A 23,212-nucleotide genomic window follows, 5' to 3' on the forward strand; every position below is an offset into this window, starting at 1 on the left:
GCTACCTCAGCCCGATGGAGTTCGAGGCCCGCGATATGCTAGCTTAACCTGCTGTCCACGAAACCGGCAGCAGCTCACGGTGGCATAACGTCCCGGCAGCTTGCCTTCGATCACATAGGGATTGTCCGCGCTGCGTGGCAGGGCATCCAGCACTGCCCGTGCCGCATGGGGCAGGGGGATGCGCCGCGCGCCTGTCTTGGTGTCGGGCAGTTCCATTCCGGCCTCGGTGAGGAAAGCCCATTGCAGGGTTTGGATCTCGCCCAAGCGACAGCCGGTCAAAATCAGCAATCGGAAGGCCGCGACGATGAACGGGGTTTCTGAGCCGTCGCGTTCAACCTCGGCCAAGGTTGTGCCAAGCTGGTGCAATTCATGCTGGCTCAGGAAGCGCTCGCGCTTTTGTTCGCGGTATTTCGGGACATGGCGGCAGGCCGCCCTCGGGGCGGCTTTTGCGTGTCTGGTCGTGTTGCAAGCTCGTCCCGAACACTCCCCAAAGATTCCAAAGGCTTACGTCCAGCCCCGATTCCTCCGTGCAACACGGATGCGACACGGGATGCGCAAAGTGTTCACGGCACGTTCCGTCTAACGAAGGAACGCCTCGCCCTTCTTGGCCCGCGCTACGGAGTAATCGACGATCCGGTCGATGACTCGGTCCGGAGTTTTCCACTTCATGACGAGTTTGCCCGGATCCATGCCGTACTCGGCCACAATGTCCCGTAGCTGGTCGAGTGTCAGCGGCTCAAGCTTAGTCCGGAGCGCGTCCTCCCCCTCTCGGGCGAGCGAAATCGGGTCGAGGATGGCAGCCGCGCGCCGGTGAGCGGATCGGCCCTTTTCCTCCTTCTCCGGCTTCGGTTCTAGGCCAAGGGCAGTTTCAAGCTCCTTAGCGAATTCCGGGTTCCGGTTGGCCTCCTCGATGACCACCTTCATCAAGTCTTGGAGTGTCTTCTTGAGCTTCATCTTCACGCACCCAACTTGGCCATTATCTCTTTGGTCAGATTCGAGAAGCTCTCGTGTAGCCCCTGATATCCCCACTTCTGCTTGAGTGTGGCGTAGTTCGCATGTTCCCCAGCGGCTGCGATCTGGTTCGCTTGTGGGATCCGCGTAGCGAATACGGGCGGCCAGTTCCTCGGCTCGGCATCGTGGTTCTGCTTGAGCTGCTTGATCATGTTGCCATGCACGTTCGAATTGGCTTGGTACTTCTGGATAACGATGCCGAGGGGCTCGATTGGCTCGGCGATCTCCTCGGCAAATTCACGCACGCGTTTGACGATCTGAGGGATGCCGTACGTAGATAGGATGTCCGGGATCGTCGGGATGATGAAACCCTGTGACATCCGCAGGCCGTTCTGCGTGATCTTGCCGAGGTTCGGTGGGCAATCGACAATGACGACGTCATACTGCTCCACGATGTCCTTCACGGCACGCCACAGGATATCGAAGGGCCTGATCGCCCCGTACTTGCCGACCGGCGTGTTCACCAACTCATCTTGCACGTCGATCAGGTCCAGGCTCGAGGGAAGCAGGTCGATAGATCGCGCAGCAGAAACATCCGAGACGCGCTTCTGCAGCGTCTTCTCGAGGTCGAACTTCTTGCTCGAGGGGTCCAGCGCATCCTTAAATAGCTGAGCGAGCGTGTGACCTGCGTCGTTCAGTTCTCGCCAGCGCTCCTCACCAATCAGCATGGTGGTCGCGTTAGTCTGAGGGTCCAGGTCGATGACGAGAACCTTCTTGCCGAGCTCGCCAGAAAGCGTTTCGGCAAGCGCTACCGTCGTCGTGGTCTTTCCGACGCCGCCTTTCAAATTGATGGTCGAAAACACGTGGGCCATCGGTATCCTCCTTCTCCTGAGCCAAGCACTAACGTGCGAGCGCTTGAACACAGGACCAGAAGCGAGTTCGACGACTGGCTTTGGAAAGTCGGACATGCGGGTTCGCCAATTGGCTACCGCTTGCCGCGTTACCTTGGCCATGTCGGCAATCTCGTTGATGCCGACGAAATCCTCATCCTCAGACACTTTGGGTGATCCTGTGAACAACGTAAACAAGAAGTGTGTACGTTGCTCACGGAGCGCTTGTCAATCCTTCCGTCAAGCCGCCGCCGTCGCTACCCCATCCAGCCGCACCGCGACGCTGGTGATGCCGTCCCCGGCGGCCTCCACCGCCACCCCTATGGGGAACCGCCCGGCGGCCGGGGTGGAGACTTCCTTCGCGGTGTTGTCCCATGCCACGCGCGCGCCGACCGTCAGCACGGCGGCGCTGGCCTTAGGCAGCTGGAACACGCCCGTCGTGGAGAGCTCGACCGGGTCGCCCTCGGCCGAGGAATAGGCGGCGATGCCGAAGATGCTGCCGACGATCAGCGCGTCGCCAGAGGCGATGCCGCCCGCGGGCGTCGTGACCCGGACGATGTGGCCGTTCTGGAGGTAGTTCTTCATCTCAGAGCCCTTTCGAGGATTGGATGCGGACGACCGAGATGCGCTCGCTCGCCCCCGCGATCTGCCGGTTGAGGTCCGCGAGCGCGGAGGCCATCTCACCGTCGCTCGCGTAGGTGACGCGCTTGCCGTCGTATTCGACGGTGCGGACGCCCCGGTAGCGCGCGGCCATCAGGGCGTCCCGCCAGGCGGTGAGCTGGGCGAGGTCGGCCATGCTCACGCGCCCGAATTCATGAACCACTTGCCGGTCGCGATGCGATCAAGCGCCGTGCTTCTGCGCGAACGTCCAGTATTTCTGGCCGAGGCACCAATAGTTCTGAAATGTCTGGCGCCTGGAAGCCTTCCTCGGCAAGAGCTACTACTCGAGCATCCACAAACTGAGGATGCCCTCGTGTTCCCGCCGGAATGATCTTGGACCAGGAATCGGCCGTCTCGTTCGGGCATCCGTTAGCTAGAAGGTAGGTCGCCCACACCGCCGACCCTGGCGACGAATTGCGAGAATTGATAGACCAGCTCGCCCGCGCCGACGATCATCGCCCCGATACCGGTGCGGATCTGCGCGCCACGCAGGAACACGAGCGCCGTCGCGAGGCCGCGCACGGACAAGGCAACAGCGGCAAGGCCCGCGATCCTGCGCCCCGCCATCACGGCGGCGTCGGTGGCGGCGTAGGACGCCATACGCCCGAGGTTGACGACAAGCGTGTCGATGACCGACCGCAGGATGCCACCGTCTGACGTGAGCGCCAAGAAGGCATTGGCCAGCGCCTCGATGGTCGGGGCCACGGCGACGGCGATGCGGTTCCGAAGGCCGTCGAAGACCAGCGAGACTTTGCCCAGCGCCAGCTGGGTGCGGCGCAGGGCTTCCAGCGCATCGCTCTGCGCCAAGGACCGTGACCACCCCATCAGACAGGGCATGTCAACCTGCAGGGATCAAGGGGTCAGCATGACCGGATCCGTGGCCGAGAGCAGGAAGACCTCACGGCGGGCGGCACCTTGCGCGTCTTCTCCGCCCGCGATCAACAGGCCCTCGGGCAGGCTGAAGGCCGCTCCATAGGCGAGGCCTTCGGGCAGCATCCCGGCCTGATGCCAGCCGTCTTGCGTCAGCACAAAGATCTCTTGCGCCCAGTGTTTGGTCAGCCCCTCATGCGCATACCAATGGCCCTCTGCGGCGCGGGCCTGTGCGCCCGGGAAATTCGCCCCGCCTGCGACCACCACTTGTCCGCCGATCAGCCCGGCAAAGGCACCTGCCACGCCTTCTTGCCGGTCGCTGCCCGCGGCCGCCGGCAGCGGCGGCAAATCCTGCCATTCGGCTTTGGTCCCGTCGAGGCGCACCGCTTGCACGCGTTCCGTGCGCAGGCCCGGTTTCACCTCACCATTGATCAGCGCCGCCTGCGTCGGTGTCATCGCCACCAAGGCCGCCCCGGTATTGGGCAGATGCGGGTTATGGCCGAGATCGGACCAGGTATTCGCCACCGGATCATAAAGCAGGACGAGGTCATTCCACTGATATGCCTCGGGGGGGCGCCCCATGAAATCGCTCACGGTCCGCGTCCAGAGATCGGGCGTGGCGGCCTTGTCGATGGCTGTAATCCGCGCGAGATAATCATCGAACTGCGCTTTGTTGTAGCCGCCGAAAATCGCAATCGCCCCATCGGCGCGGGTCACCGCACTGGCGCCGAGGAGACCAACCGGCGTGGTCGTGGCCAGCTGTTCCCAAAGGTCCTGCGCCGGATCGTAGCGGTAGACGGTGTCAAAGACCACGGGTGCAGCGGCCTCCGGGGTTGCCTTGCCCGAGCCGGAAAACACATAGATCGCTCCGCCGGAAACCGCCACGGCCGGTTGGCTCGGGGCCGGACCGGTGAAGGCCGCCAGCTTTTTCCACCCCGCCGCGCGATCCGTCAGATCCAGCGCATAAAGATCGGTGCCCGCACTGCCCAGTCCGACATAAAGGTGGTTCTCGGCGCGGGCGGCGATGCCATTCTTGATGCCCACCGGCAGGTCGGGCCAGTCCTCGGCACGCGCCGTCCCGATCAGCACCGTCATCCCGACAGCGCTGGCGATCAGTTTGCTCGTCAGTCCCATGATGTTCCTCTGTTGGTTTGGTGTTGTTGCCGGGGCGCAGCGCGGCGCCCCGGTTCTTGCGGCGCCGATCTCAGGCCAGCCAGGCGCTGATGTCGGGGCGGGCCATCACCTCGGCCATGCGCGCCGCGCCATCGGTGCCGCGCAGCAGCATCGGGGCCCGGGTCGGGCCGACATCAATGCCGATTGCCGCGAATCCGGCCTTCATCCCGGGCAGGACCCCAATGTCCAGAAGCGCCTCGACAAAGACCTGCGAGATGTCCTGCAACTCTTGTGCCCGCGCTAGATCGCCCGATTTCAGCGCCGCATCGAGCGCGACATAAAGCTTGCCCAGCAGGTTGTAGGTGGTGCCGATGCCGCCCTCGGCCCCCAGCGCGCCTGCCGCGGCGTAGATTTCGTCAAAGCCGAAGAAGAAGACCTTCTCGGGGCAGCGCCGCTTCAGCATCGAGAATTTGAAGAGGTCGGTGGAGGTGAATTTGATGCCCGCCACATTGGGCAGGCCCATGATTTTCACCAGCATGTCGAGCGCGATCGGCCGGCCGGTGCGCACCGGCACCTCATAGACGATCAGCGGCAGATCGGTGGCGGCGGCAAGATCGCGGTAATAGGCGAAGATCTCTTCGTCGCTGAACGGATAGGCATGCGGCGGCAGTGCCGAGAGTGCCTGATAGCCCAGACGCTGGGCATTGCGCGCCAGGTGGATCGAATCGCGCAGCGAGGGCATGCCGACATGGGCGATCAGCCGCCCGGCGCGGCCTTTGGCGCTTTCGGCCACCACGGCCTGCTGCGCTTCCAGCTCGGCGCGGTCCAAAAGCCCCGATTCGCCACTGCTGCCGCCAACGTAAAGTCCCGCAAGCCCTTGCCGCAGAACGTAATCATTCAGCGCCCTTTGCCGAACGGGATCGAACTCGCCCGCATCATCGAGGGCGGTCATCAGCGCGGCATACATGCCCGCAAGCTCCTTGGTCATCATCTGGTCCTGTCTGTTCTGGTTGCGTCGCGGTTACCGTCCGGGCGCTGTTGTCAGCAGAGAAAGCGCGGGTGAAGTAACGAGAAATGCTCTTCGGTAACGTTGTGAAAGCATATTCTTTCAATTTGGTTTGACAATAGGAAAATTTGGTAATACCAAAACGGCAAGTTGGTGAGGCATGGTTGCCAGCGGAGGCCCGCCCTGCAAGAAAGAACGCAGGTAAGCAGCCAGGGAGACACCGGATGGAAACAGAGACGCAGATGCTGGACATGGCCGAGACGCGCCGCGCCTCGGAGACGATTGCCGAGGTGCTGGTCGCCGAGATCCGCGCCGGGGTGATGGCGCAGGAGGCGCCCTTGCCGACGGAGCGCGAGCTCTGCGAACGCTTCAACGCCTCGCGGCCCACGGTGCGCGAAGCGCTCGCGCAGATGCAGTTGCGCGGCTATGTCACCGCCGGAGCCGGGCGGCGGCCGCGGGCCAGCAAGCCGTCGTTGCAAACGGTGTTGCAGGCTGCAGGCGGCCATGTCCGCGAGATCCTCGGCGATGCCGAAAGCGGCGCGCATCTTGAACAGATGCGGCAGTTCATTGAGACGGGTGCGGCCCGCGAAGCCGCGATGCGGGCGGATAATGTGCAGCTGAGCAAGCTGCAGGCCGCATTGGAGCGCAACTTTGACGCCATCGGCACCGGCGCCTTTCCCGGCACCGACATCGCCTTTCACCGGGCGCTGGTGTCGGTCATCGGCAACCCGGTCATCCTTGCGCTGCATGACATGTTCGTCAGTGCCATGCTGGCCGCGCGGCCGCAGACCGAGGACCCCGACCGCTACGACCGCAATTCCTATGACGAGCATCGCCAGATCTATCAGGCGATCCTCGATGGCGATGTGATCACGGCCACCGATGTGATGGACCGTCATCTCGCGCGGTCCTACCGCGCCCGCCTGAAAACCCCGAGATCCGCCAATGAAGGCGGCAAAATGCAGGACGCAAAGACCTGACCCAACCGGCGGGCGCGGATGCCCGCCTCAACAGCTGGAGACCCCCATGACCTTCTTCAAAACCCTTCTGGCCGGCACCGCATTGCTGGCGCTGACCACGGCAGCCGAGGCGCGCGAGCTGACCTTTGGCATGCAGGACGGCGAGACCTCGACGGTGTATCTTGGCGCGCAGGAATTCGCCAAGCGGCTGGAAGAGATTTCCGGAGGGGCGCTGACGGTGAACCTGTTCCCGTCGGGCACGCTGGGGGATTTCAAGGCGATGGTGGCCCAGGCGCAGGGCGGCGAGCTGGACATGGTGCTGACCGGCTATCCCGATATGTCCTATGTGATCCCCGAGCTGAAGCTGGTGGGGGCCCCCTATGTGGTCAAGGATTTCGACCATCTCAAGCGCATCATCGCCGGTCCCTGGGGCCAGAAGATGGATGCGGCCTTTGAGGCGCAGGGCGTGCATCTCCTGGATGTCTGGTACTATGGCACCCGGCAGACCACCTCGAACAAGCCGATCGAGAGCATGGCGGATATGAAAGGCCTGCGGATGCGCACGCCGAACGTGCCCTTCCTGATCGCCTATGCCGAGGCGGTGGGCGCCACCCCGGCCCCGGTGGCCTTTGCCGAGGTTTATCTCGCGCTGCAAACCAATCAGGTCGATGCCGAGGAAAATCCGCTGCCGACCATCGCGGCGCAGAAATTCTATGAAGTGCAGTCCGCGGTGGCGATGACCAATCATTTCATCGCCTCGGCGGCGGTGCAGGTCTCGAAATCCACCTGGGACGGGCTGAGCGAGGAAGAGAAGGGCTGGATGACCGAGGCCATCCACGCCGGGGGCACGCTTTCCGATGAGGCGACGTTCAAAGCCGAGGCGGAGCTGCTGAGCGATTTTGAAAGCCGGGGCCTGACCATCACCCGCCCGGACCTTGAGCCGTTCCGCGCCGCGATGCAGCCCTATTACGACACGCTGGAGGCCGAGTTCGGCGCCGGCGCCATCGCCAGCGTCCGCGGCGAGTGAACCATGCGATCCGGGGCGGCGCCCGGCGCGCCGCCCCGGATCCGGTTTTAGGGGAAAGGGAAACTCATGTCCGCTGCGCGGAAATACAGCCCGGAGGGCATCGCGGCCTCGGTTCTGTTCATCTTGCTTTTCATCACAGTCCTGATCCAGATTTTCGGCCGCACCCCGTTGTTTGCCGGGCCGGTCTGGACCGAGGAGCTGGCCCGCTGGCTCTGGGTCTGGATGGGGTTCCTTGCCATTGGTGAGGCCGAGCGCACCGACAGCCAGCTGAAGATGGGCTTTCTGGCCGATGCCCTGCCGAAAGCCGCGCGGCGCTGGCTCTTTATCGTGATCGATCTCGTGTATTTCGGGATCATGGCACATCTGGTGCTGATCGGCTGGCGCACCATCCTGCGCACCGCGCATAACGAGGCGGTGACGCTGCCGGTGCCGGATGCGGTGCTCTATGCCTCAGCCTTCGTTGCGGCCCTGCTGATCCTGTACCGGATCGCCCGCCGCCTCATGGCGCGTTTCGCGCCCGGAGCCGACATTCACGACAGCAAAGCGGAGAGCGCGCTATGATCCTCGCGACGGTAGGGGGGCTGTGGCTCCTGATGGTGTTGATCGGGGTGCCGGTCGGTGTGGCGATGATCTTTGTTTCGATGGGCTATTTCTACTGGTCCGGGATCGGTCTGGCCTTTGCCAGCCAGCGGATGGTCGATGCCCTGAATTCCTTTCCGATGCTGGCGGTGCCGCTGTTCATCCTCGCGGCGGCGATCCTCAACTCCGCGGGGATCACCAAGCATCTCTTTGGCTTTGCCCGCGCTTTGGTCGGGCATATTCCGGGCGGGCTTGGTCATGTGAACGTGCTGGCATCTTTGTTCTTTTCCGGCATGTCCGGCTCGGCGCTGGCGGATGCCGGGGGGCTGGGGAAAATGGAAATCGAAGCCATGCGCGAAGCGGGCTATGATGATGATTTCTCGGGTGCGGTGACCGCCGCCTCCTCGATGATCGGGCCGCTGGTGCCGCCCTCGATCACCATGGTGCTTTACGGCGTCATCTCCAACACCTCGATCGGCAAGCTGTTTCTGGGCGGGGTCGTGCCCGGTGTGCTCTGTGCGGTGGCGCTGATGGTGATGGTCTATGTGCTGGCCCGCCGCCGCGAGTATCCGCGCGATGCGCGCCAGTCGCTGCCCGCCATCGGCGCGCTCTTCATCAAATCGCTGCCGGCGCTGTTCACTCCGGTGGTGATCGTGGGGGGCATTTTCTCGGGGATGTTTTCGCCGACCGAAGCCGCCGCCATCACCGTGCTCTACGCGATCCTCATCGACCTTCTGTTCTACCGAGAGCTGACCCTGCGCCGCCTGTGGACGGCGGTCTATGAAACCACCGCCACTTCGGCGACCATCGCCACAATTCTGGCAGGCGTGGCGCTCCTTGGCTTCGTGCTGGCACGCGAGCAGGCACCGCAGCAGATTGCGCAATTGTTCCTTGGTCTTGCGAGTGGCCCGGTCAGCTTCCTGATCGCCGTCAATCTGATGATCTTCGTGCTGGGTGCCTTTATCGAAAGCCTGGTGATCCTCTTGATCGTGGTGCCGATTCTGGTGCCGGTGGCGTTGGGGTTCGGCATTGATCCGGTGCATTTCGGGATTGTCGTGGTGCTGAACCTGATGATTTCGATCCTGACCCCGCCGATGGGCATGGCGCTGTTTGTCGTGGCGCAGGTGGGGGGCATTCCCTACCACCGGCTGGCCCGCGCCATTCTGCCCTGGCTGATCCCGCCAATCGTGGTGCTGATCCTTGTCTGCACCTTCCCCGTGCTGGCCACGGGCCTGCCCAACCTGATGGACTGACATGACACATATTCTGGAAGTACTCCGTGGCAGGCTGATCGTCTCCTGCCAGCCGGTGGATCACGGCCCGATGGACCGGCCCGGGATCGTCGCGGCGATGGCCGAGGCGGCGGTGGCGGGCGGGGCTGCGGGATTGCGGATCGAAGGGTTCGACAATCTGGCCGCGGTGCGGGCGCGGGTGTCGGTGCCGATCATCGGCATCCTCAAGCGGGATCTCACCGACAGCCCGGTGCGGATCACACCGCTGCACGAGGATGTGGCGGGGCTGATCGCCCGGGGCGCCGACATCGTGGCGCTGGATGCGACTGCACGCCCGCGCCCCGTGCCCTTCGCCGATCTGGTGGCGGCGGTGCGCGGCGCGGGGCGGTTGGCGATGGCCGATTGCGCGACCCTTGCCGAGGCGAAGGCGGCGCAGGCGCTGGGGGTTGAGATTCTGGGCTCCACCCTCTCGGGCTATACCGAAGAAACGCTGAGCGCGGACCCGCTGCCGGATCTGGCGCTTCTGCGGGCGATGCGCGCTCTGGGCGGGTTCGTGATGGCCGAGGGGCGCTATAACAGCCCCGATCTCGCCGCGGCGGCACTGGCGGCGGGGGCCGATGCGGTCACCGTCGGCTCGGCGCTGACCCGGCTGGAGCATGCAACCGGCTGGTTCGCGGCGGCGCTGGCCAGGGGCCGGGCATGACCATGCCAGACAGCCGCACCCGACTGGACGGTTTCGCCCTCGACCTTGGCGGCACCAAGATCGCGGCCGCCCGGGTTGCGGGCGGGCAGCTGGTCGCGCGCCGTCAGGTCGCCACCGATCCCGGGGCCGGGCTGGAGGGGCAGATCGCGGCGATGGCGGCGCTGCTCGCCGAGCTTGGGCATCAGTCCGGCATGGCGCTGGGCGTGGCCGTCACCGGGCGCCTGACGCGGGACGGGCAATGGCACGCGGTCAATCAGGGCACGCTCGGCGCGATTGCGGGCGCACCGCTGGGCGCGGCACTGCACGCGGCCTTTGGCGCGGCGCGGGCGGTGAATGACGCGGCGGCGGCGGCCTGGGCCGAAGCCCGTTTCGGGGCCGGGCAGGGGGCGGAGAATTTCCTCTATCTGACCGCCTCGACCGGGGTTGGCGGCGGCATCGTGCTGGGCGGTCGCCTGCTTGAAAGCGGCAATGGTCTTGCCGGGCATGTGGGTTTCATGGGCAGCAGGCTCGGCCGTGGCCTCTGCGGATCGGGGCGCGCGGCAACGGTGGAGGGGATCGCGGCGGGCCGGGCACTGGCCGCCGCCGCCGCAGAGGCGGGCCATCCGGGCCTTGATGCGCGGGGGGTCTTCGCCGCGAGTGCGGCGGGAGAGGCCTGGGCCGAGCCCTTGATCGAACGCTCTGCCGCCGCCCTCGCCGGAGTGATCGGCGATCTCACCACGGCGCTCGGCCTCGACCGCGTGGCACTCGGGGGCTCCATTGGCTTGGCGCCCGGCTATATCGGCCGCGTCGCCGGGCATCTTGCGGCGGAACCGGCGCTGTTTAGCCCGGCTTTGGTCACCGCCGCGCTTGGACAGGACAGCGCACTCCTAGGCGCCCTGGCGCTGGCGGTGCAGGACAACAGACAGGACGACAGGCTATGAAGGTACTCATTCTCGCAACCCCCGAGGCCGCCGTGGCAAAAGCCGCTTCGCTGACGGCGGAAACCCTGCGCGCCAAGCCCCGTGCCGTGCTGGGGCTGGCCACCGGCGGCACCATGCTGCCGCTCTATGCCCGGCTGCGCGCTTTGCATGCGGCGGGGCTGAGCTTTGCCGGGGTGACCAGCTTCAACCTTGACGAATATGTCGGACTGGGCCCCGATCATCCGGCCTCATACCACGTCTATATGCGCTCGGCGCTGTTTGAGCATATCGACATAGACCCCGCCCGGTGCCACCTGCCGCGCGGCGATGCCGCCGACCCGCAGGCAGAAGCGCAGGCCTATGAGGCGCGGATCGCGGCGGCGGGCGGCATTGACCTGCAGCTTTTGGGCATTGGCCGCAACGGCCATATCGGTTTCAACGAACCCACCTCCAGCCTCGGCTCGCCCACCCGGGTGAAAACCCTGACCGAGAGCACCCGAGATGCCAACCGGCCGTATTTCACCGATGCCGACACGGTGCCGCGCTTTGCGATCACCATGGGTGTGGCCACCATCCTTGCCGCGCGCCATTGCCTCTTGCTCGCGACGGGTGCCGAAAAGGCCGAAGCGGTGGCCGCGATGATCGAGGGGCCTTTGGCGGCCCTCTGCCCGGCCTCGGCGCTGCAACTGCATCCGCGCGCCACCATCGTTCTGGATGCCGCTGCCGCCAGCGCCCTGCAACTGCAGGACTACTACCACCATGTGCATCCGGAGGGCGAAGACCGTGACCCCGTCTGACGCAAAGGGCACATTGGTGCAAAAGGTCTTCGCGCAGCGGCTCTATGATGGCCTGTCCGATCAGCCGCGGCGCGATCAGGTGATCGAGATCGACGCCGGGCGCATCCGGGCCATCCGTCCGGCGCGGGGCGATGAGGCGGCGATCTGCCCGGGGGCCGAGATCGTGGCGCCGGGCTTTATCGATCTGCAGATCAATGGTGCGCGGGACACGCAGTTCAACTTTGACCCGACGCCGGAGGCTTTGGCGCGGATTGCCGATGGCGCGCGGCAGGGGGGCACGGCGCATGTGCTGCCCACCTTTATCACCGCCCCGGGGCAGGACTATCTGCAGGCCCTCGCGGCGGGGCAGGCCGCGATAGAGGCGCGCAGCCCCGGCATTCTGGGGGTGCATCTCGAGGGGCCATTCCTGTCGCCCGAGCGACCCGGCATTCATCCGCCGTCGGCCATCCGGCCCCTGACCGAGGCGGATATCGCGGCGCTCAGCGCGCCGTTTCCCGGTGTCCTGTTGCTGACACTTGCCCCCGAATGCCAGCCAGAATCGGCGCTGGCGCGGCTGGCGCAGGCCGGGGTGATTGTGGCGGTCGGGCACAGTGCCGCCAGCGCGCAGCAGATCCGTGCCGCCGAAGCCTGCGGATTGCGCGGCGCCACGCATCTTTTCAACGCGATGTCACAGCTGACCGGGCGCGAGCCGGGGGTGGTTGGTGCGGTCCTCGCCTCGCCTGGATTGTTCGCCGGGATCATCGCCGACGGGCTGCATGTGGACTGGGCCAACATCGCCCTGGCCGCGCGGCTGATGGGCGGGCGGCTCTGTCTGGTGACCGATGCGATGCTGACCCTGGCCGGAGACAGCCGCAGTTTCGACCTGTATGGCCAGCAGATTTTCCGCGAAGGCGACCGGCTCGCCAATGCCGAAGGCCGCCTCGCGGGCGCGCATGTCGCGATGGACACCTCGGTGCGCAATCTGGTGGAGGCGGTTGGTTTGCCCTTGCCGCAGGCTCTGCGCATGGCTTCGACGCATCCGGCGCGCGCCCTTGGCCTCGGGGGGGAGCTTGGGGTGATCGCGCCGGGGTATCGCGCCTCGCTCAGCCTGCTCGACGCCGGGTTGTCGGCGCGCGCCGTGCTGGTGGATGGCGCCTGTTTCGAGGGAAACCGTCCTTGGTCAGGGGCATGAAGGTTAATGCCGGGCGGGCTGGCGCCTGACCGCTTGCCGCCCGTTGCGCCCCGGACCGGCCATGTCACCTTCCTCAGGCGTAAGGGGGCCATAAATCCGGATCGTGATCTGTGCCCGCCTGCGGGCGATGTGGTGAAAAAAAACCGCCCTCTGATGGGGGCGGTTTCTGGCCTTGTGGCGCGCTGCAGGCTCTGACAGGCGCCTGTGCCTGCGGGTCAGATCAGGCCCGCATGGCGCATCGCGGCGTCCAGCGCCGCCTTGGTGCTGTCCAAAAGCTCGGTCAGCGGCAGCCGCACCTCCGGGCTGCAGAGGCCGAGTTTCGACATGCAGTATTTCGCGCCCACGAGGCCCGGCTCAATAAAGATCGCTGTGTGCAGCGGCATCAGCTTGTCCTGATATTCCAGCGCTTTGGCGTAATCACCCGCCAGCGTCGCCGCCTGGAATTCCGCGCAAAGACGCGGTGCCACATTGGCCGTCACCGAGATGCAGCCGACGCCGCCATGCGCGTTGAACCCGAGCGCGGTCGCATCTTCGCCCGACAGCTGGATGAAATCCGGGCCGCAGGTTTCGCGCTGCAGGCTGACCCGCTCGATCTTGCCGGTGGCATCTTTCACCCCGACGATGCGCGGCAGTTTCGCCAGTTCGCCCATCGTCTCCGGGCTCATGTCGACGACCGAGCGCCCGGGGATGTTGTAGATGATGATCGGCAGGTCCGAGGCATCATGCAGCGCGGTGAAATGCGCGATCAGGCCGCGTTGCGTCGGCTTGTTGTAATAGGGGGTCACGACCAATGCCGCATCGGCACCCACGCGTTCGGCGTGCTGCACGAGGCGGATGCCCTCGGCGGTCGAGTTCGACCCGGCCCCGGCAATCACCGGCACGCGGCCAGCGGCGGCTTTCACCACCACTTCGATCACCTGCATATGCTCTTCATGGCTGACGGTCGGGCTTTCACCGGTGGTGCCGACGGGCACGAGGCCGTTGCTGCCTTCAGCAATATGCCATTCGACCAGCTTCTTGAGCGCGTCCAGATCCAGGGCGCCGTTCTTAAACGGCGTGACCAATGCGGGATAGGACCCTTTGAACATGACACGCTCCTTGAAATTGGGCTGAATCGCCCGGTTGAATCGGCGGGACCATAGGCGAGGCGCGGCCTCTTGCCAAGTTTGTGTATTGCGGATTTTGGGGGGGACAGGCAGGAAAGGGCACGCCCTGCACAATTGGTCGATCCATGCTCCGAAACCTCGTTCTCGCCGCGGTTCTCGCCGTGCCTCTTTCCAGCCCCGAAGCCGCGCGCGCCGATGATCCGGCGGCGCTGGCCCAGGCCTTGGGCAAGGCCGATGCCAAGGACTGGAGCGGGGCGCTGAATGCCGCCCGCGCCTCGGGGCCTTTGGCCTTTGACATCATCGAATGGCAGCGCCTGCGGGCGGGTGAGGGCAGCTTTGCCGCCTATGCCGATTTTGCTGGGCGGCGGGCGGAATGGCCCGGCATGCCGCTCTTGCGCAAAAAGGCGGAAGGGGCGATGGCCGAGGTGCCAGGCCCCGAGATCATCCGCTGGTTTGGCAAGGAGGCGCCGCAGACCGGCACCGGCGCGCTGGCACTGGCGGCGGCGCTGAGCGCGGCGGGTCAGAAGGCCGAGGCCGAGAAAGTGGTGGTCGCCGCCTGGCGCGGGCTGGATCTGACACCGGCAGAGGAGGCGCAGTTTCTGGCGCTCTATCCCGACGAGCTGAAACCGCAGCACGGCGGCCGGATCGCCGCCTTGCTGGACCGGGGTTCCCTGGCGCAGGCGCGGCGGATGCTGCCGCTGGTGACGCCGGGCACCCTTGCCGTCGCGCAGGCGCGCATCGCGCTGCAGGCGGGGGACAAGGGCGTGGATGCGCTGGTCAAGGCGGTGCCGGATGCGATGGCGGGGTCATCGGGGCTGGCGCGGGATCGGGCCGCCTGGCGTAATGCGCATGGGGCCGAGGAAGGCGCGGCGGATCTGATGCTCGAGCGTTCGGTCAGCGCCGAAGCTTTGGGCGCACCCGCGCTCTGGGCCAAGGCGCGGGCCAATCTGGCGCGGCGCGATCTGCGGGCGGGAGAGTACCGGAGGGCCTATCGGCTGGCGGCCAATCACCATCTGACCTCGGGCGGGGATTTTGCCGATCTGGAATGGCTGGCGGGCTATGCGGCGCTGAAACTCGGGGATGCGCCGACGGCCGAGCGGCATTTCACCCGCTTGCGCGAAGGGGTGAACAGCCCGATCAGCCTGTCGCGCGCGGGCTATTGGCAGGGCCGCGCCTATGAGGCGATGGGTAAGGCGGCGGAAGCGCGCGAGGCCTATGCCTTTGCCGCGACCTATCAGACGGCCTTCTACGGGCTTTTGGCTGCCGAGCGGGCGGGGCTGCCGATGGATCCGGCGCTGGTCGGCGGGCCGCTGCCCGACTGGCAGAATGCCGATTTTGCCGCCGCGCCGGTGTTTCAGGCGGCGGTCTTGTTGCGGGCGGCGGGGGACATTGATCTGGCCGAACGCTTCTTGCTGCATTTGTCCGAGACGCTCTCGGCAAGTCAGATCGCGCAATTGGCCAAGCTGGCGCTGGACTGGCAGGATGCGCATCTGGCGCTGATGCTGGCGAAAGCGGCGGCAGAGCGCGGCGAGATGCTGACCGCGGCCTATTATCCGCTGCCGGGGTTTGACGCTTCGGGCATGGGGATGCCGCCGGAATGGGTGCTGGCCATCGCGCGGCGCGAATCGGAGTTTGACCCGAAGGTCGTCTCGGGGGCCGGGGCGCAGGGGCTGATGCAGGTGATGCCGGGCACGGCCAAGATGATGGCGGACAAGCTGGGTCTTCCCTATGAGGGCGGGCGGCTGACCCGGGATCCGGATTACAACGCCAAGCTGGGCGCGGCCTATCTGGTCGGGCTGCAGCAGGAGTTCGGCACCTCGCCCGCGCTGGTGGCGGCGGGGTATAATGCGGGGCCGGGGCGGCCCCGGCGCTGGATCACCGAGCAGGGGGACCCGCGCGATCCCGGCGTCGATGTGGTGGATTGGATCGAGATGATCCCTTTCACCGAGACCCGCAATTACGTGATGCGGGTGGCGGAGGCGCTGCCGATCTACCGCGCGCGGCTGGCGGGCAAGCCGGTGCCGATCACGCTGAGCGAGGAGCTGAAAGGGCGCTGACCTTGCGCCGGGGCGACGCCTTGGTGGCGGCGCGCCGGGAAGTGGGGGCGCTGCCCCCATCGCCTGGCGGCGATTCCCCCGAGGTATTTTGACCAAGAAGAAAGCGGCGGGACGGCGGCGGGGACCGTTCAGCTTGCGGCTTTGATCCGCGCGCGCCAGAGGGTGAAGAGGCCCGCGCAGACGACGACGCCGGCACCGAGCGCCACATTCGGGGCGAGGGTTTCGTGAAAGACCACGAGGCCGATGCTGGCCGCGAACACCAGTTGCAGATAGGCGAAAGGTTGGATGGCGCTGGCCTCTGCCACCTCATAGGCGCGGATCAGCAGCCAATGGCCGCTGATGGCGGTGAGGCAAAGTGCGCCCATCCACAGCCAGTCGTCACCGCTCATGCTTTGCCAATGCCAGACCCCGACGAGGGTGATGGCGGCGGCGCCGACGGTGCCGGTCCAGAAGAAGGAGACCGAGGCCGGATCTTCGCGCGCGACATAGCGGGTCAGGAGGCCGTAGAGCGCGAACATCAGCGCGGCGGCCAGCGGGAAAAGGGCGGCGGGCGCAAAGACCCGGAAGCCCGGTTGCAGGATGATCAGCACGCCGACAAAGCCGATGCCGATGGCCACCCAACGCCGCCAGCCGACCTTTTCACCCAGCACCGGACCAGAGAGCGCGGCGATCAGCAGCGGATAGCTGGTGAAGACCGCATGGCTTTCGACGAGGCCGAGATAAACGAAGCCCTGCACCATCACCACGATCTCGACGATGAGCAGCAGCGCGCGGAAGAGCTGGACCTTGGGAAAGGCCGACCGGGTGGCGCGTTTCAACCCGCCGGGGCTGCGCGCGGCGAGGGCGATCACGAAGAGCGCGAAGAACCAGTAGCGGATCATCACCGTCATATAGACGTTGTAGGTCTCGGCCAGATGCCGCGAGATGCCGTCTTGCACGGCGAAGATGAGGGTGACCAGCACCATCATCAGGATGCCTTTGCGGGTGTTCTGTTCGGTCACGGTTGCGGCTCCGGAGCGGCCTTGTGACCGCGGCTCATGTGGCGTTTGTGTCCATGCCCGGGGGCACGGGCGACGGTGAAACCCGCCTCGGCGAGGCCGCGGCGCACGAAGCCCGCGGCGGTATAGGTGGCGAAAGTCCCGTCTGCAGCGGTGTGGCGTCCGACCTCGGCCATCAGCTCGGGCGCCCACATCTCGGGGTTCTTCGCGGGGGAGAAGCCGTCGAGGAACCAGGCATCGGCGGCGCCTTGCCAGCGGGGCAGGGTGTCGCGGACATCGCCGAGGATCACCTCGACCGCCAGCGGGCCGAGGGGGAAGCGGGTTTCTCCTGCGGCCCAGGCGGTCAGAAAGGGATCGGCCACGGCACGAGCCTCGGGGAAGGCCTCGAGCGCGCGGGCGATATCGGCGACGGGGAGCGGGAAGGCCTCAAAGCTGGTGAAGCGGAGGGGGCCGGGGTGATCGGCCGCGGCGATCCGCGTGGCCAGCAGGTTCAGCCCGGTGCCAAAGCCGAGTTCGGCAATGTGAAAGCCGGGGCGGAAGCGCTGGGGAAGATCGTTGCCCGCCAGAAAGACATGCCGGGTTTCCGACAGCCCGTTGGCGAGGCTGAAATAGGGGTCATCGAACCGGGTCGAGACCGGGACGATGCCGTCTTTCCATTCAAGGGAGCTCTGGTCTGGGGAATGCATCTGTTCTAACCCGTGGTTGGCGCGACCATGGCGAAGGGCGGACGGAATGGCAATCGGTGACGCGGATTTTGAGGTGACGGTGCGCGGGGCGGGGATTTTCGGCCTCAGTATCGCTTGGGAATGTCTACGCCGTGGCGCGAAGGTGCGGGTGATCGAGTGCCACCTCATCGGGGCCGGGTCGAGCGGGGGGCATGTGGGGGCGCTGGCGCCGCATGTGCCGGAGAACTGGAATCCGAAAAAGCAGTTTCAGCTGGAAAGCCTGCTGATGGCCGAAGCCTTCTGGGCCGAGGTCATGGCGGTGGGCGGTATTGATCCCGGCTATGGGAGGCTGGGGCGGATTCAGCCGCTGGCGGATGCGGCGGCGGTGGCGCGGGCCGAAGCGCGGGCGGTGTCAGCGGCGGCATTGTGGCAGGGGCGGGCCTTGTGGCGCGTGGTGCCGGTGGCGGCGTTCGGCGATTTTGCACCCGCCTCGCCGACCGGGCTGGTGGTGCATGACACGCTGACCGGGCGCGCCAATCCGCGGGCGGCAGGGCGGGCGCTGGCGGCGGCGATCACCGCCATGGGCGGCGAGATCTGTTTTGGTGAAGCGCAAGAGCGCGGGCGGGTGGTGCATGCCACCGGCGCAGCAGGACTGGCGGCGCTGTCAGCGGATCTGGGGCGCAGCATGGGCGCGGGGATCAAGGGGCAGTCGGCGCTTTTTGCCCATGCGGCAGGGGATGTGCCGCAGCTCTTTGCCGAGGGGCTGCACATTGTGCCGCATGCGGATGGGACGGTCGCGGTGGGGTCGACCACGGAGCGGGACTATGTTTCGGCGCAGAGCACCGATGATCAGCTGGAGGCCTTGATCGCGGCGGCGCGTCAGCTCTGTCCGGTCCTGTCGGCGGCGCCGGTGGTGGACCGCTGGGCCGGGTTGCGGCCGCGGGCGAAGAGCCGGGCGCCGATGCTGGGGGAATGGCCGGGGCGGCCGGGGCATTTCATTGCCAATGGCGGGTTCAAGATCGGCTTTGGCATGGCGCCAAAGGTGGCCTCGGTGATGGCAGATCTGGTTCTGGAAGGGCGGGCGGCGATACCGGAAGGGTTCCGGGTGGGCGATAACCTCTGAAGGGGGGCGCTGCCCCCACGGCCCCTGGGGCCGTTCCCCCGAGGTATTTCGGCCAAGAAGAAGGGCAAGGGCGCGCAACGCTACCAGCGGGTGAGGGCGTCTTCGTCGCTGTCTTTGGCGGCAACCCAGGTGGTGCCGCTGGCGGTGATTTCGCGTTTCCAGAACGGCGCGCGGGATTTCAGGAAATCCATCAGGAAATCGGCGGCGGCGAAGGCCGCGGCGCGGTGGCGGGCGGCGGTGGCGACCATCATGATCGGTTCGCCCACCGCGAGCATGCCATGGCGGTGCAGGATCATGAGATCGGCCAGATCCCAGCGGCGGCTGGCCTCTTCGGCGATCTGGGTCAGCGCGCGTTCGGTCATGCCGGGGTAATGTTCGATCTCGAGCGCCTGCAGGCTGCCGCTGTCGTCGCGCACGAGGCCGGTGAAGGAGACCACGGCGCCGATGTCGCGGCGGCCGGTGCCGAATTGCGCCAGTTCCTGCGCGGGGTCAAAGGCACGTTCCTGCACGGTGATCCGCATTTCAGCCCCCGGTCATCGGCGGAAAGAAGGCCACTTCGCGCACGCCCGCCAGCGGGGCGGCGAAATCCGACAGTTCCTGATCGAGGGCGACGCGCAATGCGCTGAGATCGGCGAAGGCGGCGGCATAGCGCGGATCACGCGCGCTGAGTTCGGCCACCAGATCGGTGACCGTCGCGGCCCCGGTTTCGAGCTTTTCCTTCGGCAGGCCGATGCGTTCGCGCACCCAGGCGAAATAGAGGACCTCGATCACAGGCCCGGCTCCCGCAGATAGGGCAGGGCTTTGCGGAAATAATCCCAACCGGTGACGGCGGTGAGGATGGCCGCGATCCAGATCAGCACGAGGCCGGAAGTGGTGGCCCAGCCCGCCGCGCCATCGGCCCAATGCACTTCGCCGCCCGCCTCCGGGCCGCGGCCATGCACGATATAGGTGAGGCCGGTGCCGAGAAACATCACCGCAATCGCCACCATCTGCGCCGTGGTCTTCCATTTCGCCAGTTTGGTGACCTTCAGCTTGGCGCTGTCGGCGCCGAGGAATTCGCGCAGCCCGGCAATGAACACCTCGCGGAATAGAATCAGCGTGGCGGGCAGGATCAGCCAGGGGTTCATGCCGGAATAGCCGGTGATCACCACCAAAGCGATCACCACCATCGCCTTGTCGGCGATCGGGTCCAGCATGGTGCCAAACTTGGTTTGCTGCTTCCAGGCGCGGGCCAGATAGCCGTCGAACCAGTCGGTGACCGAGGCACCGATGAACAGCGACAGCGCCGCCCAGTCCGCCCAGGGGCGCGAGAAATACAAAAACATCACCGGCACGCCGGGGGCGGCAAGCAGGCGAAGCACGGTCAGAATATTGGGTACGGTCCATCTCATGTCGCGCACCCTATCCTGTCATTTCGTGCCATGGAAGAAGTCATGAATGCTTTGCGCCAAGGTGGCGGAAATGCCCGGTGCCGCAGCCAGATCCGGCAGCCCCGCCCGCGCCACCGCTTTGGCCGAGCCGAAATGCTGCAGGAGCGCGCGTTTGCGGCCGGCGCCGACGCCCGGGATCTCGTCCAGCGGTGTCGCGCCCACCTGTTTGGCGCGTTTCGCCCGATGCGCGCCGATCGCCCAGCGGTGCGCCTCATCGCGCAGACGTTGCACGAAATAGAGGACGGGATCGTTGTGGCGCAGCGCGAAGGGGCGCTGGCCGGGGCGGTGGAATTCTTCCTTGCCGGCATCCCGGTCCACGCCCTTGGCGACGCCGACCATCGGGATATCCTCGACCCCCATCTCGACCATGATTTCCGCCACCGCCGAGACCTGTCCGGCGCCGCCGTCGATCAGCAAAAGATCGGGCCAGGCTTCGCTCTCGCGATCCGGGTCTTCCTTCAGCAGGCGGGCAAAGCGGCGGGTCAGCACCTCTTTCATCATGCCAAAGTCATCGCCCGGCACCAGTTCTTCGCCCTTGATGTTGAACTTGCGGTACTGGCTTTTGATAAAGCCCTCGGTCCCCGCCACCACCATGCCGCCCACCGCATTGGTGCCCTGAATATGGCTGTTGTCGTAAATCTCGATGCGTTTCGGGGCGGCCTCCAGCCCAAAGGCCTCGGCCAGCCCTTCCAGCAGCCGCGATTGCGCGGCGCTTTCGCTCATCTTGCGGGCGAGGCTTTCGCGGGCATTGCGGGCGGCATTCTCCATCAGCTCGGCCTTTTCGCCGCGCAGGGGCACCGCCAGCTCCACCTTGCGCCCGGCGCGCTCGGTCAGGAGGGCCAGCGTCAGATCCTCATCCTCGATCGGATGGCTGATCAGGATGAGGCGCGGCGGTTCCTTGTCGTCATAGAATTGCGCGAGGAAGGCTTCGAGCACTTCGGCCTCTTCGGCGCCGGACCCGGTCTTGGGGTAGAAATCGCGGTTGCCCCAGCTTTGATTGGCGCGGATGAAAAACACCTGCACACAGGCCTGCCCGCCCTCCATATGCAGCGCGATCACATCCGCTTCGGCCACGCCGCGCGGGTTGATGCCCTGACCCTGCTGCACCTGCGTCAGCGCGCGGATCCGGTCGCGCAGCGCGGCGGCGCGTTCAAATTCCATCGCTTCCGAGGCGCGGGCCATCTCGACCGCCAGATCCTCCTGCACCTTGGTGGATTTGCCCTGCAGGAAACGCTCGGCGTCCTGCACCGTGTGCTGATATTCCGCCAGATCGATCTTGCCGGTGCAGGGCCCCGAGCAGCGCTTGATCTGATAGAGGAGGCAGGGGCGGGTGCGGCTTTCAAACACCGCATCGGTGCAGTTGCGCAGCAGGAACACCCGCTGCAACTGGGTCAGCGTGCGGTTCACCGAACCGGCCGAGGCGAAGGGGCCGTAGTAGTCACCCTTTTCCGATTTCGCGCCGCGGTGCTTTTTGATCTGCGCAAACGGATGCGATTTGGCGACCAGAATGTTGGGAAAGCTCTTGTCGTCGCGCAAAAGCACGTTGTAGCGCGGCTTCAGCTGCTTGATCAGGTTCTGCTCCAGGAGCAGCGCCTCGGTCTCGGTGCGCGTGGTCAGGAACATCATCGAGCGGGTCTCGCGGATCATCCGCGCGATGCGCCCGGAATGGCCGGAGGGGCGGGCGTAATTCGACACCCGCGCCCGCAGATTGCGCGCCTTGCCGACGTAAAGCACCGCGCCCTGATCATCCAGCATCCGGTAAACGCCCGGCGAGCCGTCAAGCGTTTTGAGGTAATTCTGGATCAGCGCATGCCCGGTCAGTGCCGTTGACGTAGCGGCAGAATCAGATGCGGGCGTCTCATCAATCATGGTTCTCGATTCCCTTGTCGCGCTGCAATCTTACGCCAGCTGGCGCAAGAGAAAACCTGTCCACGGAATCTGTGGATAACTCTGTTGGGAAGTTTTCCGGAGCATCGTTTCCGCCTTGTTTTCTTGGGGCTTGATTGGGTTGCTTATTTTTTAGGCGAAATATCAAGTTATTGATATTGCTTTGAAATTTTTTAAACTGCGGGCAAACCCCTGAAACTCTTAACAGATTCATAACGGCTTCGTGACAGGGCGCGACAAAGTGGACAACCCCCTATCCTTTTTCGTGCTTGCGTTAACGGAAAGCTATTCCTGCAGGGTGGAATCGGCGGTTTGCCAGGCCAGATGCTGCCCGCCATCCACGCATATCAGCTGGCCGGTGACCGCGGGTGCCGCGATCAGATAGTCCAGTGCGGCGCAGATATCCACCGGGTCCGCGCCCCGGTGCAGAACGGTCGCTGCGCGCTGGGCGGCAAAGTCTTCAGGGGTTTGGCGTGCGCCTTGCAGGGTCGGGCCGGGGCCGATGGCATTCACCCGGACCGCCGGGGCCAGTTCCTGGGCGGCGGTCTGCGTCAGGGTCCAGAGCGCGGCCTTGGCCAGCGTGTAGGTCATGAATTTCGGGGTCAGCCGCCGCACGCGCTGATCGACCATATTCACCACCAGCGCCTGCGCCCGGGGCTCGGTGCCCGTCTGGTCCATTCCGGGCGCCTGCGCCGCAAAGGCCTGGGTCAGCACGAAGGGCGCGCGCAGGTTCGAGCCGAAATGCCGGTCCCAGCTGGTGCGGGTGGCGGTCTGCAGACTGTCTTCCTCAAAGATCGAGGCGTTGTTGATCAACAGGCCCAGCGGCCCCAGCGCCGCCACCGCGCGCGGGACCAGACCGGCGGTGGCCGCCTCGTCCAGCAGATCCGCCTGCAGGGTGACCACGCGCACGCCCCTATCGCGGGCCTCGGCGGCGGTGGCTTCGGCGGCCTCGGCCGAGCTGTCGTAATGCAGCGCCAGATCATAGCCGCGGCCCGCCAGATGCAGGGCCATCGCTCGGCCCAGACGTTTCGCCCCGCCGGTGATCAGTACGGCCCCCGTCAGGGGGCCGGTCCGGGTGTCGCGCGTCAT

General features: G+C 65.9%; 26 protein-coding genes. 10 read left to right on the forward strand and 16 right to left on the reverse strand.

Annotated elements, in window-relative coordinates:
• Window positions 1-6: 6 nt before the first annotated feature.
• From ACEN2S_RS06235 to ACEN2S_RS06270, 8 genes are all read right to left on the reverse strand, one after another.
• Entirely contained in the window at window positions 7-345 is a 339-nt protein-coding gene (locus ACEN2S_RS06235) for a hypothetical protein (protein WP_441863810.1), read from the reverse strand.
• Window positions 346-579: 234 nt separating this feature from the next.
• Window positions 580-954 (reverse strand): hypothetical protein, encoded by a 375-nt coding sequence (locus tag ACEN2S_RS06240; protein WP_441863813.1) that lies wholly within the window; start codon window positions 952-954, stop codon window positions 580-582.
• A 2-nt stretch (window positions 955-956) separates the two neighbouring features.
• Window positions 957-2,009, reverse strand: a complete 1,053-nt coding sequence (locus ACEN2S_RS06245; protein WP_441863816.1) for a ParA family protein — start codon at window positions 2,007-2,009, stop codon at window positions 957-959.
• A gap of 72 nt (window positions 2,010-2,081) precedes the next feature.
• The gene (locus ACEN2S_RS06250; RefSeq protein WP_441863818.1) at window positions 2,082-2,426 is read right to left on the reverse strand and encodes a DUF2190 family protein; all 345 of its coding nucleotides are present in this window, start codon (window positions 2,424-2,426) and stop codon (window positions 2,082-2,084) included.
• Between the two features lies 1 nt (window position 2,427).
• Complete coding sequence (locus ACEN2S_RS06255; RefSeq protein ID WP_441863821.1) at window positions 2,428-2,637, reverse strand: phage head-tail joining protein; 210 nt, start codon at window positions 2,635-2,637, stop codon at window positions 2,428-2,430.
• 233 nt (window positions 2,638-2,870) lie between these two features.
• Window positions 2,871-3,338: a hypothetical protein gene (locus ACEN2S_RS06260; RefSeq protein ID WP_441863824.1), complete on the reverse strand. Its 468-nt coding sequence runs from the start codon at window positions 3,336-3,338 to the stop codon at window positions 2,871-2,873.
• 15 nt (window positions 3,339-3,353) lie between these two features.
• Window positions 3,354-4,505: an N-acetylneuraminate epimerase gene (locus ACEN2S_RS06265; RefSeq protein ID WP_441863827.1), complete on the reverse strand. Its 1,152-nt coding sequence runs from the start codon at window positions 4,503-4,505 to the stop codon at window positions 3,354-3,356.
• A gap of 70 nt (window positions 4,506-4,575) precedes the next feature.
• On the reverse strand, window positions 4,576-5,472 hold the full coding sequence (locus tag ACEN2S_RS06270; RefSeq protein ID WP_441863830.1) for a dihydrodipicolinate synthase family protein: 897 nt from the start codon (window positions 5,470-5,472) through the stop codon (window positions 4,576-4,578).
• A gap of 242 nt (window positions 5,473-5,714) precedes the next feature.
• Here ACEN2S_RS06270 and ACEN2S_RS06275 point away from each other — a divergent pair, with 242 nt between their 5' ends.
• The 8 genes from ACEN2S_RS06275 (at window position 5,715) to nagA (ending at window position 12,857) form a co-directional block, all read left to right on the forward strand.
• The gene (locus tag ACEN2S_RS06275; RefSeq protein WP_441863833.1) at window positions 5,715-6,470 is read left to right on the forward strand and encodes an FCD domain-containing protein; all 756 of its coding nucleotides are present in this window, start codon (window positions 5,715-5,717) and stop codon (window positions 6,468-6,470) included.
• A 46-nt stretch (window positions 6,471-6,516) separates the two neighbouring features.
• Entirely contained in the window at window positions 6,517-7,476 is a 960-nt protein-coding gene (locus ACEN2S_RS06280) for a sialic acid TRAP transporter substrate-binding protein SiaP (protein ID WP_441863835.1), read from the forward strand.
• A gap of 66 nt (window positions 7,477-7,542) precedes the next feature.
• On the forward strand, window positions 7,543-8,037 hold the full coding sequence (locus ACEN2S_RS06285) for a TRAP transporter small permease (protein ID WP_441863838.1): 495 nt from the start codon (window positions 7,543-7,545) through the stop codon (window positions 8,035-8,037).
• Entirely contained in the window at window positions 8,034-9,308 is a 1,275-nt protein-coding gene (locus ACEN2S_RS06290; protein ID WP_441863841.1) for a TRAP transporter large permease, read from the forward strand. The genes ACEN2S_RS06285 and ACEN2S_RS06290 overlap by 4 nt, the downstream gene beginning before the upstream one ends.
• Before the next feature lies 1 nt (window position 9,309).
• On the forward strand, window positions 9,310-9,990 hold the full coding sequence (locus tag ACEN2S_RS06295; RefSeq protein ID WP_441863844.1) for an N-acetylmannosamine-6-phosphate 2-epimerase: 681 nt from the start codon (window positions 9,310-9,312) through the stop codon (window positions 9,988-9,990).
• Entirely contained in the window at window positions 9,987-10,910 is a 924-nt protein-coding gene (locus ACEN2S_RS06300) for an ROK family protein (RefSeq protein ID WP_441863847.1), read from the forward strand. Before ACEN2S_RS06295 ends, ACEN2S_RS06300 begins: the two co-directional genes overlap by 4 nt.
• Complete coding sequence (nagB, locus tag ACEN2S_RS06305) at window positions 10,907-11,686, forward strand: glucosamine-6-phosphate deaminase (protein ID WP_441863850.1); 780 nt, start codon at window positions 10,907-10,909, stop codon at window positions 11,684-11,686. Before ACEN2S_RS06300 ends, nagB begins: the two co-directional genes overlap by 4 nt.
• A complete protein-coding gene (gene nagA, locus ACEN2S_RS06310; RefSeq protein WP_441863853.1) occupies window positions 11,673-12,857 on the forward strand; it encodes an N-acetylglucosamine-6-phosphate deacetylase in 1,185 nt (394 codons plus the stop codon). Before nagB ends, nagA begins: the two co-directional genes overlap by 14 nt.
• A gap of 215 nt (window positions 12,858-13,072) precedes the next feature.
• Here the strand turns inward: nagA and dapA are convergent, their stop codons facing one another.
• A complete protein-coding gene (dapA, locus tag ACEN2S_RS06315; protein ID WP_441863856.1) occupies window positions 13,073-13,945 on the reverse strand; it encodes a 4-hydroxy-tetrahydrodipicolinate synthase in 873 nt (290 codons plus the stop codon).
• 143 nt (window positions 13,946-14,088) lie between these two features.
• On the opposite strand from dapA, the gene ACEN2S_RS06320 reads away from it, so the two are divergent.
• Window positions 14,089-16,020 (forward strand): transglycosylase SLT domain-containing protein, encoded by a 1,932-nt coding sequence (locus ACEN2S_RS06320; protein WP_441863859.1) that lies wholly within the window; start codon window positions 14,089-14,091, stop codon window positions 16,018-16,020.
• Between the two features lie 128 nt (window positions 16,021-16,148).
• Here ACEN2S_RS06320 and ACEN2S_RS06325 read toward each other — a convergent pair whose 3' ends face one another.
• Window positions 16,149-17,021 (reverse strand): DMT family transporter, encoded by an 873-nt coding sequence (locus ACEN2S_RS06325; RefSeq protein ID WP_441863862.1) that lies wholly within the window; start codon window positions 17,019-17,021, stop codon window positions 16,149-16,151.
• Window positions 17,018-17,704, reverse strand: a complete 687-nt coding sequence (gene mnmD, locus ACEN2S_RS06330; protein WP_441863865.1) for a tRNA (5-methylaminomethyl-2-thiouridine)(34)-methyltransferase MnmD — start codon at window positions 17,702-17,704, stop codon at window positions 17,018-17,020. The genes ACEN2S_RS06325 and mnmD overlap by 4 nt, the downstream gene beginning before the upstream one ends.
• A 46-nt stretch (window positions 17,705-17,750) precedes the next feature.
• Here mnmD and ACEN2S_RS06335 point away from each other — a divergent pair, with 46 nt between their 5' ends.
• Entirely contained in the window at window positions 17,751-18,806 is a 1,056-nt protein-coding gene (locus tag ACEN2S_RS06335) for an NAD(P)/FAD-dependent oxidoreductase (protein ID WP_441863868.1), read from the forward strand.
• 80 nt (window positions 18,807-18,886) lie between these two features.
• Here ACEN2S_RS06335 and ACEN2S_RS06340 read toward each other — a convergent pair whose 3' ends face one another.
• The 5 genes from ACEN2S_RS06340 to ACEN2S_RS06360 all read right to left on the reverse strand — a co-directional run bounded on the left by ACEN2S_RS06340 (window position 18,887) and on the right by ACEN2S_RS06360 (window position 23,212).
• Entirely contained in the window at window positions 18,887-19,327 is a 441-nt protein-coding gene (locus tag ACEN2S_RS06340; RefSeq protein WP_441863870.1) for a molybdenum cofactor biosynthesis protein MoaE, read from the reverse strand.
• A 1-nt stretch (window position 19,328) separates the two neighbouring features.
• A complete protein-coding gene (gene moaD / locus ACEN2S_RS06345) occupies window positions 19,329-19,574 on the reverse strand; it encodes a molybdopterin converting factor subunit 1 (protein ID WP_441864720.1) in 246 nt (81 codons plus the stop codon).
• Window positions 19,574-20,197, reverse strand: a complete 624-nt coding sequence (gene pgsA, locus ACEN2S_RS06350; RefSeq protein WP_441863873.1) for a CDP-diacylglycerol--glycerol-3-phosphate 3-phosphatidyltransferase — start codon at window positions 20,195-20,197, stop codon at window positions 19,574-19,576. The genes moaD and pgsA overlap by 1 nt, the downstream gene beginning before the upstream one ends.
• A gap of 18 nt (window positions 20,198-20,215) precedes the next feature.
• Window positions 20,216-22,105, reverse strand: a complete 1,890-nt coding sequence (gene uvrC, locus ACEN2S_RS06355; RefSeq protein ID WP_441863876.1) for an excinuclease ABC subunit UvrC — start codon at window positions 22,103-22,105, stop codon at window positions 20,216-20,218.
• Window positions 22,106-22,408: 303 nt separating this feature from the next.
• Window positions 22,409-23,212: an SDR family oxidoreductase gene (locus ACEN2S_RS06360; RefSeq protein WP_441863879.1), complete on the reverse strand. Its 804-nt coding sequence runs from the start codon at window positions 23,210-23,212 to the stop codon at window positions 22,409-22,411.

It is taken from the genome of Phaeovulum sp. W22_SRMD_FR3 (genome assembly GCF_052113705.1).
Classification (GTDB): domain Bacteria; phylum Pseudomonadota; class Alphaproteobacteria; order Rhodobacterales; family Rhodobacteraceae; genus JBGQOG01.